This window comes from Cupriavidus pinatubonensis (assembly GCF_019602855.1).
In the GTDB taxonomy this organism is placed as follows: domain Bacteria; phylum Pseudomonadota; class Gammaproteobacteria; order Burkholderiales; family Burkholderiaceae; genus Cupriavidus; species Cupriavidus pinatubonensis.
In genome coordinates, this window is record NZ_CP080769.1 from 464,043 (window position 1) to 475,425 (window position 11,383).

Genomic DNA, 11,383 nt, shown 5'->3' on the forward strand with positions numbered 1-11,383 from the left:
TTTCATCGTCGCACAGTAGCGTAACCCCATGACCTAGGCGTGGTCATACGACGAGGACAACGCGGAAGTCATTGACATTGGTATAGGTGGGGCCTGTGACCAGCAAGTCGCCCAGCGCGCTGAAGTAGCCATAGGCGTCGTTGCGATCGAGGTAATCTTCGATTTTCCGCCCCATTGATTGCCCCCGCGTCAGCGTGTCAGGAGTAACAAAGGCCCCAGCGTTATCCTCGACCCCGTCGATGCCATCCGTGTCTGCCGCAAGCGCCCAGATATCCGGCCATCCCTGCAGCGCCGACGCCAGCCCCATGCAGAATTCACCGGCACGCCCGCCGCGGCCCGGCTCCCATCCGGGCCGTAACGGCTTGACGGAAACTGTCGTCTCCCCGCCCGACAGAATGACGCATGGCACCCGGAACGGCTGCGCCCGGCGGGCAACAGCACGTGCGATGGCGGCGTGGACCTTCCCAACCTCCCGCGACTCCCCTTCCATCTCGTCAGAGAGAATGTGCACATCGAAGCCCGCCAGTCTGGCCACCTGCCCTGCGGCTTCGAGCGACATCTGCGGCGTTGCGATCAGTCGGACTTCATTGCCCTCAAAACATGCGGCATCAGGCTTCGGTGTCTCAAGTGATCCGTCCCTGAGCGCTGCCTCGATGGTGCCCGGCACGGTGACTCCGTAGCGGCGCAGAATTTCCAAAGCCTGTTCGCAGGTACTATCGTCCGGTACGGTGGGCCCGCTTGCGATCGTCGAGACGTCATCGCCGGGCACATCGCTGATTGCCAACGTAATGACCCGAGCGGGCCGCGCCGCAGCAGCAAGCCTTCCGCCTTTGATGAGAGAAAGGTGCTTACGCACACAATTCATCTCGGAGATGTTTGCGCCAGACAGCAACAGCTCTCGATTGATTCGCTGCTTCTCGGCAAACGGCAGATCGGGCGCCGGGAGTGTAAGTAAAGACGATCCGCCGCCGGAAGCCAGAAATACCACCAGATCGTCAGCGGTCAGGCCTCGCACCATGTTCAGGATTCGGGCTGCCGCCGTTCTTCCTGCGTCATCTGGTACGGGATGGGAGGCTTCGACGATCTCGATCCGGCCACGACAATCTTTCGGCGCCGGGGGCGTGTGCCCATAGCGGGTCACCACCAGGCCTTCGAGTGGCAAAGTTTGAGGCCACATCGCGTCAAATGCCTGCGCCATCGCACCGCCGGCCTTTCCGGCTCCGACGACCACCGTTTTCCCCCTCGGAGGCATGGGCAGATGCGCTTTCAATAGCTCGCTGGGCTGAGCGCGCAGAACAGCGGCATCAAAGAGCTGCCGGAGAAAGCGTTTCGGATCGTCCATGAGCGATACAGTTCCAGTGGGCAGGCGCAGGGCCAGAGGTGGCGGTAGCCGGGGATGAAGAAAATTCACCGCGTCCACGCAATTCTCTGGCGCGACTCACGTGTGGGCAAACGATAAAATCTCACCCAGTCATTAAGCGATGACATGTTGCATCGCACAAAGGCGTCGTTCACCCACCTGGGCCCCATGATTCCGCCGCTCACATCCTTGCTCGCGTTCGAAGCTATTGCGCGGCGTCGCAGTTTTGCCCTTGCCGCGGCAGAGCTGCATCTCACGCCTTCTGCCGTGAGCCATCAAGTCGCCCGGTTGGAAAAGCTCATTGGTCTACGACTTTTTGAGCGCACCACGCGGGGCGTTGAACTAACGCCGGCCGGGCAAACCTACCTTCAGCGCGTCGCCGGTGCACTTGGTGCGATCAACGCCGCGACGGAAGATCTTCGCCACGGCGTCGAAGACGCGTTGTACCTGCACTCCAGTCCAAGCTTTGCGAGTCTCTGGCTGATGCCAAGGATTGCGGGCTTCGCTCGGAAGTATCCGAAGATCTCCCTGAATCTTTCCGTGTCGCCGGAGATTTCCGATTTCGAAGTGGGACAGGTCGATCTGGATATCCGCTACGGTCTACCGAATTGGCCAGATCTGGAAGTCGAACCCGCCTTTCCGGAAGAGATTGTCCCCCTGGCCAGTGAGTCTTTTCTCGAAGCGCATCGAATCTCCTCACCTGGGGACCTTGCGCACGCTCCGCTGATACAGTCGAGTTCCAACCTCGTCCAATGGCCAGAATGGTTCGCTAAGTATCTGCCGGGTGGATGTCCTGAGCGGATGTCACTGCGCTTTGATCGCGCGATGATGAGTATTGATGCGGCCGTCCAAGGTCTCGGCATTGCGCTGGAAAGTGCTACCCTCAGTGGCGAGCATTTGGCGAATGGGCGGCTGCGCCGCGTATTCTGCGACGGCCTCGCTCTTGAGGTCGTTCAACACTTCGTTGTATATCCTGCAAGAGTTGCGGCGCGCGCGGAGGTCCTGTGCTTTCTCGACTGGCTTAGGGGCGAGCGCCCCGCTTTCGCCAGGCCTTCTTATGCCGCCCGCGTGTCCACGCACCGTTGACAGGCATTCATCGACTAATGAATTTTCATCGCTTGCTTCGCATTACCTCAATCGAGAAGAATGAAGGCTTCCACGCTTTAGTGTAGCAAGGAGGCATCTGATGAAGCTCTGTGCGCGACAGCCATGACGCGGAGAGCTTTCCATCGTCGCCTATCGACACGCCGCCCATCTAAGTTGACAGAGGCAAGCGCTTACCGAGCTTTGCCCAGAGGCGCGAGTTGGCAACGCACCCGCGCCCCAATGGCCGACCGATCACCCTCGCGTGTGAGCGAAGGTCTTCATCACCTCGGCAATTCTTCCTAATGTTGCATCCTCAGCTCAAAGCCCGGGCATGCCGGGCCGCCTCACACGTCCATCTCTGGAGTATCAAATGAATCTGCGCCGCGAGCGCCATACCAAAATTGTCGCAACACTTGGCCCCGCCTCATCGGGATCCGATGGAATCCTGCGACTATTCCGCGCCGGAGCGGATACGTTCCGTCTAAACTTCAGCCACGGCACGCATGCGGATCACGCGACGCGCCTGCGCTACATCCGTGAAGTGGAATCGGTCACTGGACGCCCGATTGGGGTACTCCTGGACCTGCAGGGCCCCAAGCTACGCTTGGGAACTTTCCCGAACGGCCCGGTCAAGCTGATAGCCGGCCAGCCGTTTCGGCTCCAGCTCAAGCCGATTGACGGGAACGAAACTGTCGCCCATCTGCCCCACCCCGAGATCTTTGAATCGCTCGCTGAGGGGAACGCGCTGTTGATTGACGATGGCCGAATCCGATTGCGTGTCAGCTCCTGCGGAGCTGACTTTGCGGAGACGATCGTCGAAACGGGGGGCAAAGTCTCCGATCGCAAGGGGGTCAACGTTCCGGATTGTGCGCTCCGGCTCTCTGCACTGACCGAAAAGGATCACCGCGATTTGCACTTTGGATTGCAACTAGGCATTGACTGGGTTGCATTGTCCTTCGTCCAATCGGCACAAGATATCGAGGAGCTGAGAGCTATCGTCGGAACCCGCGTGGGCATCATGGCAAAAATCGAGAAGCCTGCAGCGCTCACAGAGATTGAAGATATTGTTGCTGCTGCAGATGCCATCATGGTGGCCCGTGGGGATCTCGGCGTTGAAATGCCTCCCGAGGAAGTCCCTGCAATTCAAAAGCGACTCACGCGACTTTGTCGCGCATCCGGCAAGCCCATTGTCGTGGCAACGCAGATGCTGGATTCGATGGTGAGCTCGCCGGCGCCAACTCGGGCCGAGGCGTCCGATGTCGCCACAGCAGTCTACGATGGCGTTGACGCGGTAATGCTGTCCGCAGAGTCTGCCAGCGGTGAGTACCCAGTGGAAGCCGTTGAGATGATGTCGCGCATCATTCGCAACACCGAGCGGGACAAACTGCAGCGCGACACCATGGACGCCATCTCCGCAACGCGGCATGCTGACGCTGCGGATGCGATCGGCGCCGCGATCCGGACAGTCGCCGATACCCTACCGCTCTCCGCATGCGTGACGTACACGCTGTCAGGAGCCAGTGCACTCAGGGTGTCGCACGAGCGACCCAACGTTCCCATCGTCGGCATGACGCCAAAGCTGGAAACTGCACGGCGTCTCGCCGTAGTCTGGGGCGTTCATGCGGTGCACGCGGATGATGCCGAAAACGTCGAGGATATGGTCGCCCAAGCCACTGAGGTTGCCCGCTCTCAAGGCTTCTCACCCGAGTCGCGTCCGTTTGCAATCGTTGCAGGCATGCCCTTCGGGACGCCCGGATCGACTAACTTGTTGAGGCTCGTCTTCCCGGCACCCACCCCCGCTTCATCGCGTGCCCGCTGATCGCTAATCTAATCCCAATTCAATCTGAACGTATCAAGCTACCAAATCGCAATGACTGCAATCGTAGACATCATTGGACGCGAGGTTCTGGACTCGCGGGGCAACCCCACCGTCGAGTGCGACGTGCTGCTGGAGTCGGGCGTGATGGGTCGCGCCGCCGTGCCCTCGGGGGCATCGACCGGCTCGCGCGAAGCCATCGAACTGCGTGACGGCGACAAGTCGCGCTACCTCGGCAAGGGCGTGCTGAAGGCCGTCGAGCACATCAACACCGAGATCGCCGAAGCCATCATGGGCCTGGACGCGTCCGAGCAGGCGTTTGTGGACCGCACCCTGATCGAACTCGACGGCACCGAGAACAAGGGCCGCCTGGGTGCCAACGCCATGCTGGCGGTGTCGATGGCCGTGGCCAAGGCCGCTGCCGAAGAGGCTGGCCTGCCGCTGTACCGCTACTTCGGCGGCTCGGGCGCGATGCAGATGCCGGTGCCGATGATGAACATCGTCAACGGGGGCGCGCACGCCAACAACAGCCTGGACATCCAGGAATTCATGATCATGCCGGTGTCGCAACCCAGCTTCCGTGAAGCCCTGCGTTGCGGCGCCGAAATCTTCCATGCGCTCAAGAAGATCCTGGCCGACAAGGGCATGTCCACCGCCGTGGGCGACGAGGGCGGCTTCGCCCCGAACTTCTCGTCCAACGAGGAATGCCTGAACACCATCGTCCAGGCCGTCGAGAAGGCTGGCTACCGCATGGGCGAGGACGTGCTGCTGGCGCTGGACTGCGCCGCGAGCGAGTTCTACCACGAAGCCGAAGACGTCTACGTGCTGGAGGGCGAAGGCCTGAAGCTGTCGTCGACGCAATTTGCCGATTACCTGGCCAACCTCTGCGACAAGTTCCCGATCGTCTCGATCGAGGACGGCATGGCCGAAGGCGACTGGGATGGCTGGAAGACGCTGACGGACAAGCTTGGCAAGCGCGTGCAATTGGTGGGCGACGACCTGTTCGTGACCAACACCAAGATTCTGAAGGAAGGCATCGAGAAGGGTATTGGCAACTCGATCCTCATCAAGATCAACCAGATCGGTACGCTGACCGAAACGTTCGCTGCCATCGAGATGGCTAAGCGGGCGGGCTACACCGCCGTGATCTCGCACCGCTCGGGCGAGACGGAGGACAGCACGATCGCCGACATCGCCGTGGGCACCAACGCCGGCCAAATCAAGACCGGCTCGCTGTCGCGCTCGGACCGCATCGCCAAGTACAACCAACTGCTGCGCATCGAAGAGGCGCTCGGAGATACCACGTCATATGGGGGAAAGAGCGCGCTCTACAATCTGCGCTGAGCAACCATAGGACCGGGTGCCCGCGCCACTTCGCGAGACGTTGGCACTTGTCGAATGGAAAGCCGCCGCGGATTGCCCCGCGCGTCCAGGCTTGTCTCTTGCGGGACCCTTCGACCTCGCCTGCGAAAGGCGAGGCGTACTGCCCGGCTGCGGCCCTTTCGCCGCAGGCCCCAGAAATTAGCGACCTAGGTGATACGCCGGATGCTATCCGCAATCTCCTCCCGGTCGAACACTTTGATCCAATCGCTTCGCATCAAACGCGGCTTGCCGAATTCGATTGCCTTGTTGCAGGCATCCGAAAACGCTCCCGGGATCTCGTTGAAGATCACGGCGCCGAGAATATTCATGTGCCCGAGCAGGAAGTCGCGTGCGGCCTCGGCGGGAACACCGCGGCGAACCGTTTCGTCCATGGCATCACGCATGACCTGGAGCAGGGTTGCGCAAACGGTCTCAGACAGGCCTGGCTCCAGTATCGCCATCTGTTCCACGGTCAGACGATAGGAACGGAGGATCGGCGCATAGATGACCTTGGCCACTTCTTCCCCGAGGTCAAACGCTTCCTCCGGACCCTGCATCAACGCGCTGGTAATGGATTGCTTGGCCGCGCCACCACCGAAGTAGTCCCGTCGCGCTTCAGGCTCGGTCTCGTCGTTGTAGATCGGCGGATGACACGGATGTGCAACGAAGTAGACAAGGTCCGGCCGATCAGGCAAATGGCCCGCAAAAGGCGCGGCGGCATCCAGTGTCATAACCATGGTGCCAGCCGGCAGCTTTGGCGCGATCTCGGCTGCGATCTTTCCAATGATCGTGTCCGGGATCGCGAGAATCACCACGTCTACGCCATCAAGTGCCGCGTCGGTGCTCACACACTCGATGCCGAGCTCGTCACGGAGGCGCTGTTGGCCCTTTTGACTGACTTCTACGTGGCTGACCCGATAGTCCGACTTCAGCAGATTTTTTGCCAGGCGAACTCCCATTTTCCCGCCTGCCCCGAACAGCGCGATCTTCTCTTTCACATGTATCTCCATTGAATTCAATTCAGCCTTGCAGTCGATACCGACCGCGACGGCACCTACGCCCATCAGCTTGGTGCTGGTGTAATGGTATGATGACTACACCAAAAGTCCAAGTCGAAAAAGATGGGGGTTAACCCGGGCGGTAGGTGCGGCCAACCCGTTCGACGCGCAAAAACAAAAAGAGCGCCCGAAATGGGCGCTCCGTGGCGTTACTGGAACGTAGAAGTCAGCTCAATGTGACGCTCTCGCCCCGAATGGTCTTGTACAGCGCATTAGCGCGGGTCAAATGATCCTCCATGGCCTTGGCGGCGGCGTCTGCGTCCCGCCTGGCCACCGCTTCGACGACCTTTTGGTGTTCTTCAAGGGTCAGTTCTTCCGCGCCGGGGGCCCGAACGATGCCGCGATAATATTCCCTCGCCCATTGAAACACTGCCTCGACAATCGCGGGAAAGATGGGATTTCCCGTCGTTCGAGCTAGCTCACGATGAAACGCCATATCGCGGACAAGGAATTCCTCCGGATTTTGCTTCGCAGCCCTTTGCTCTTCGAGTCGCTTTCTCAGCAACTCGATGTCGCCGTCCGTGGCATTCAAGGCGGCGAGTCGCGCCATCCCGGTTTCGAGGAAGAGCCTGGCGCCCTTGAGATGTTCGAGCGAATGCGGATTGGACCGGAGAAGGTGCTGCGCGCCGGCTCCAATCTGCCGCATGAGGTGATCGGCCGTTGGAACGACTACGCGCGCACGTTCGCCGTGGACAATCTCGATGATACCCGCGCGCTCCAGAGACTGAAGCGCCTCTCGGATTGCAGGTCGTCCGACGCCATAGTGCTCCATCAGATCCCGCTCGGCTGGCAATTGCTCTCCGGGCGCGATTTCTCCACTGCGAATCCGTTCGCTGAGTCGCTCAAGCACGTCTTCATACAGCCTGCGGCGCGGGATCGGTTCAGGACTAACCATTCAAGGCCTCTACTTTATGTCATTAGACCAGTAGATGACATGATAGCAGTTCGCCTCTCATCGCCCTTTGGGGGTTGAAACGGCTCACCTTGGTGGCGGATCAAATCCGCAGATATTCGCCGGTGAGCGCATCTCGAATCGGAGTCGGTCGCTCCGCTCCACCCAGTTCACCATTTATGATCGCCCCCAATCGGTCGTCAAAATACTCACGTACCCGCGATGCGGACGTGGCGGGCGGCAAGCCGTGCGGATTGGCGCTGGTGGATACGATGGGCCCTCCGAACGTCCGACAAATATCCGCAGCGACGGGATGTGCGGTCACACGTAGCGCGATGCCGGTGTGGCGGCCTACCAGCCAGGCTGGCACCCTTGAGGAAGCGGGGAATATCCAGGTAGAGGGCCCCGGCCATTGCGCGCAGATGGCGTCGACTCGGCTGGGGGCAATCTTGTTGAAATCAATGTAGGGCGCCACCTGATCGAAGCTGGACCCGATCAACAAAAAGCCCTGCCCCGGACTTCGATTCTTTAGTGCAAACACTTCCTGTACCGCAGCTTGGGCCAAAGGATTGCACCCCAAGCCGAAGACGGACTCTGTCGGATAGGCGATGACCCGCTCTTCACGCAGCGCCTTGCACGCCAGTTCGATCTCATTACTCAAGACGTTCGCGTCCATTCGCTCTCAATTTATTGTCCGGCATGCAAAGTCAGGCAGCCGCCGCCAAACAAAAAACACAGCCGGAGCCATCGAAGATGGGTCCGGCTAAAATTCACCATGGAGAATGCAAAAACCGTGGCGCTAAACGCACTACGCGTTACCCATCAGGTCAGCTTGCCCGCGGTGGCTTCCACGAGGGCCCATAATTCCTCGCCATACTTGGCCCGCCACTCCTTGTAGAAGCCAGCCTTCTTCAGTGCGTCCTGGAACGGTGCCGTATCCACTTTGTTAAAAATAACCCCCTTGGCTGCAATCTGCTCCTGGAAGGTTGACGTCAACTTGAGCATGTCCTCGCGCTCTCCCAGCGCGGCCGCATTGAGGTTATTGGTGAGGATGGTCTTCAAATCCTGTGGCAGTCCTTCGAAGGCCCTCCGGTTGGCCACACAAAAGAATCCGTCCCACATATGGCCAGTCATGGAACAGTACTTCTGCACCTCAAAGAGCTTCGCAGTATAGATATTGGCCAGCGAATTCTCTTGACCATCCACGAGCTTGGTCTGCAGAGCAGAATAGACCTCGTTGAAGTTGATACTGGCCGGCGCCGCACCAAAGGCCTTGAACATCGACGTCCACAGCGCCCCCACAGGGACGCGGATCTTGAGGTTCTTCAGGTCTTCCGGCGTCTTGATGGGTTTCGTGCTGGTCGTGACATTACGGAATCCGTTGTCCCACATCTTGTCGAACGGAACAATGCCTGCTTTAGTGATCTGGTTGCGGACGTACTTGCCCAGGTCACCGTCCATCGCACGCCATACAGCGGGGTAGTCGGGGAACAAGAAGCCAAGCCCATAAACCGATGCCGATGGGATCAAGGTCGACAGCACATTGATGCCGGAGTTGAGAAAGAGCTCAAGGCCGCCGGTACGGAGCTGTGCCAGCATATCGGTGTCCCCACCCAACTGATTGTTGGGAAACACCCTCACCTCGAGCCGACCGCCCGACTCTTTGAGAATCTTCGCAGCCGCTTCCTTGGCGCGCGCAGTAATCGGGTGGCTTTCCGCCAGATTGAATCCAAATTTGAAGGTGTACTGCGGCGCGGCACTAGCAAGCCGTGGCATTGCAAGTGATGCCGCTGCGGTGCCCAACCCAATCGTAAAGTTTCGACGGCTAATTTTCACTTTTGCCTCCATTGACGGTTTCTATTTCTCGATTACAGCAACCCGATGGACAGCCATGGGAATACCGCGACCAGGACGAGACCGACGACCATCGCGATAACGTATCCGATAATCGGCCTCATACCCTTATCGGGGTTCACCTTGGCAATCGCACTTGCAGCGTAATACCCCACACCGAACGGCGGCGCGAACAGGCCGATCCCCATTGCGAGCACGACGACCATGGAATAATGCACTTCGTTAATGCCAACGGCGCGCGCGACGGGGAATAAGAGCGGTCCGAAGAGCACGATCGCAGGAATGCCTTCCAACACACTTCCCAGAATGACGAACGCCAGGATGGACACAGCGAGGAACACTGCGCCGCCGCCGGGAAGACCGCTCATCATCTGCGCCAGCGCAGTCGAAAAACCAGACTGAGTCAGCGCCCACGCCATCCCGGTTGCGGTACCGATGATCAGGAGAATCGCGCCCGACAGCGACGCCGTCTCCACGAGCATGGGTCCGATGCGCTTCCAATCGAACTGCCGATAGAACAGAATGCCGACAACCACCGAGTAGACAATGCCGATGGTCGAAACTTCCGTCGCCGTTGCCACACCCTCCACCACAGCGGCCCGGATCACGAACGGCAAGGCAATTGCGGGAACCGCAAGGCCAAACGCCTTGAGACTGGCGCGGCGAGCGCCGGGACCCGCTTCCGTGCGCGGAGCGACGACTTCGTGACGATTCCGCCAGTAGACCACGCCACAAAGCATCACACCCAGCACCAGCGCGGGAATCATGCCACCGGTGAACAGGGCTGAGATGGACACCCCTGTGACGGAGCCAATCGTCAGCAGCACAATACTGGGCGGAATGGTCTCTGTCTGTGCGCCGGTCGCGGCGAGCAGCGCAACCAGGTCCCCTTCTTTCGCGCCGCGTTGCTTCATTTCCGGAAGCAAAACCGGGGCGATGGCAGCCATGTCCGCCGCCTTCGATCCCGAGATGCCCGACACCAGGTACATGGCACCCACGAGCACATAATGCAGGCCGCCTCGAACGTGGCTCAGCAGGCTAGCGAGGAAGCCGACCATCGCCCGGGCCATGCCATTCATCTCGATGAGCTGGCCGAGGAAGACGAACAGCGGAATGGCCAACAGAATCAAGTGGCTCACACCTTCGTCGATGCGGCCAACGATCACTTCCGTGGGGGTCGAAGTCGTCAGACTGAGGTAGCCGAGGGTCGCCGTGGCGAATGAGAACGCGATCGGTACACCGGAAAACACGCACGCGCCGACGATGCCAACGAAGAAAATCACCAGATTCACGTTGCCAAGCTGGCCGAACACCGGCTGCAGCAACCACAGTGCCCCAGCCGCAAGGATCGAGGCCGCTACTGCCAGGACGGTCTGCCTGGCCGCGCCTTGGCGAATCAGACGAATGAAGCAGAACACAGCCATTAAGATGAAGCCGGCCGCAATCGCCGACGCGCGCCACGTGTTCTGGATGTCCAGCGCGGGGGTACGAATAAACGCCTCCTCCTCGACGTAGTGCAGGATGGCCGGCGAAATCAGCACGATGAACAGCAGCGAGGTCGTCAGTGCAAACGCCTCGAGGAAGCTTCGGGTCTTCGGCGATGCCCGGCTGACCATGGCGGTCATGCGCATATGCTCACCACGCTGGAACGCGACAGCCGAGCCGATCATCGCGAGCCAGAGGAACAAGATCGAGGCGACTTCATCGGCCCAAACCAAAGGCAGATGCAGCGCGTATCGCGACACGACGCTCGCGAGCAGCACAATCACTTCGGCTGCCACAAGAATGGCCGCTACTGTTTCAACCGCGAGCACGAGCGCTCGCTCGGCCGTAAGTAGACTTCGAGAGCCAGAGCCGCTGTGTAGCGCGGCATCTGGCTTCGTCGAACGAACCGTGTCCATTGTCTGTCTCCTATGTGAATCTGTTTTATCGTGACTCTGGTGCATGCGCTGATC

General features: G+C 59.8%; 9 protein-coding genes. 3 read left to right on the forward strand and 6 right to left on the reverse strand.

The annotated features are described in order from the left end of the window. Positions 1 to 43: 43 nt before the first annotated feature. A complete protein-coding gene (locus K2O51_RS33995; RefSeq protein ID WP_220632019.1) occupies positions 44 to 1,342 on the reverse strand; it encodes a glycerate kinase type-2 family protein in 1,299 nt (432 codons plus the stop codon). Between the two features lie 186 nt (positions 1,343 to 1,528). On the opposite strand from K2O51_RS33995, the gene K2O51_RS34000 reads away from it, so the two are divergent. From K2O51_RS34000 to eno, 3 genes are all read left to right on the forward strand, one after another. Beyond that, positions 1,529 to 2,446, forward strand: coding sequence for a LysR substrate-binding domain-containing protein (locus tag K2O51_RS34000; protein ID WP_220632313.1), 918 nt, complete (start codon positions 1,529 to 1,531; stop codon positions 2,444 to 2,446). A 376-nt stretch (positions 2,447 to 2,822) separates the two neighbouring features. Then, on the forward strand, positions 2,823 to 4,265 hold the full coding sequence (gene pyk / locus K2O51_RS34005; RefSeq protein ID WP_220632314.1) for a pyruvate kinase: 1,443 nt from the start codon (positions 2,823 to 2,825) through the stop codon (positions 4,263 to 4,265). Positions 4,266 to 4,316: 51 nt separating this feature from the next. Further along, positions 4,317 to 5,606 carry a phosphopyruvate hydratase gene (gene eno / locus K2O51_RS34010; protein WP_220632020.1) on the forward strand — a complete coding sequence of 430 codons (1,290 nt, stop codon included), beginning with the start codon at positions 4,317 to 4,319 and terminating at the stop codon, positions 5,604 to 5,606. Positions 5,607 to 5,791: 185 nt separating this feature from the next. Here the strand turns inward: eno and K2O51_RS34015 are convergent, their stop codons facing one another. The 5 genes from K2O51_RS34015 to K2O51_RS34035 form a co-directional block, all read right to left on the reverse strand. Further along, on the reverse strand, positions 5,792 to 6,622 hold the full coding sequence (locus K2O51_RS34015; RefSeq protein ID WP_220632021.1) for a phosphogluconate dehydrogenase C-terminal domain-containing protein: 831 nt from the start codon (positions 6,620 to 6,622) through the stop codon (positions 5,792 to 5,794). Positions 6,623 to 6,848: 226 nt separating this feature from the next. Further along, the gene (gene nanR, locus K2O51_RS34020) at positions 6,849 to 7,577 is read right to left on the reverse strand and encodes a transcriptional regulator NanR (RefSeq protein WP_220632022.1); all 729 of its coding nucleotides are present in this window, start codon (positions 7,575 to 7,577) and stop codon (positions 6,849 to 6,851) included. A gap of 100 nt (positions 7,578 to 7,677) precedes the next feature. Further along, a complete protein-coding gene (gene tsaC / locus K2O51_RS34025) occupies positions 7,678 to 8,250 on the reverse strand; it encodes an L-threonylcarbamoyladenylate synthase type 1 TsaC (RefSeq protein ID WP_220632023.1) in 573 nt (190 codons plus the stop codon). Positions 8,251 to 8,396: 146 nt separating this feature from the next. Beyond that, on the reverse strand, positions 8,397 to 9,422 hold the full coding sequence (locus K2O51_RS34030) for a TRAP transporter substrate-binding protein (RefSeq protein ID WP_220632024.1): 1,026 nt from the start codon (positions 9,420 to 9,422) through the stop codon (positions 8,397 to 8,399). Between the two features lie 20 nt (positions 9,423 to 9,442). Continuing rightward, a complete protein-coding gene (locus K2O51_RS34035) occupies positions 9,443 to 11,329 on the reverse strand; it encodes a TRAP transporter large permease (RefSeq protein WP_220632025.1) in 1,887 nt (628 codons plus the stop codon). Between the last annotated feature and the right edge of the window lie 54 nt (positions 11,330 to 11,383).

Bases quoted from the DNA above. Each gene is read 5' to 3' on its own strand.
- tsaC (WP_220632023.1), bottom strand. From the start codon at position 8,250: ATGGACGCGAACGTCTTGAGTAATGAGATCGAACTGGCGTGCAAGGCG.
- K2O51_RS33995 (WP_220632019.1), bottom strand. From the start codon at position 1,342: ATGGACGATCCGAAACGCTTTCTCCGGCAGCTCTTTGATGCCGCTGTT.
- K2O51_RS34000 (WP_220632313.1), top strand. From the start codon at position 1,529: ATGATTCCGCCGCTCACATCCTTGCTCGCGTTCGAAGCTATTGCGCGG.
- eno (WP_220632020.1), top strand. From the start codon at position 4,317: ATGACTGCAATCGTAGACATCATTGGACGCGAGGTTCTGGACTCGCGG.
- nanR (WP_220632022.1), bottom strand. From the start codon at position 7,577: ATGGTTAGTCCTGAACCGATCCCGCGCCGCAGGCTGTATGAAGACGTG.
- K2O51_RS34030 (WP_220632024.1), bottom strand. From the start codon at position 9,422: ATGGAGGCAAAAGTGAAAATTAGCCGTCGAAACTTTACGATTGGGTTG.
- K2O51_RS34035 (WP_220632025.1), bottom strand. From the start codon at position 11,329: ATGGACACGGTTCGTTCGACGAAGCCAGATGCCGCGCTACACAGCGGC.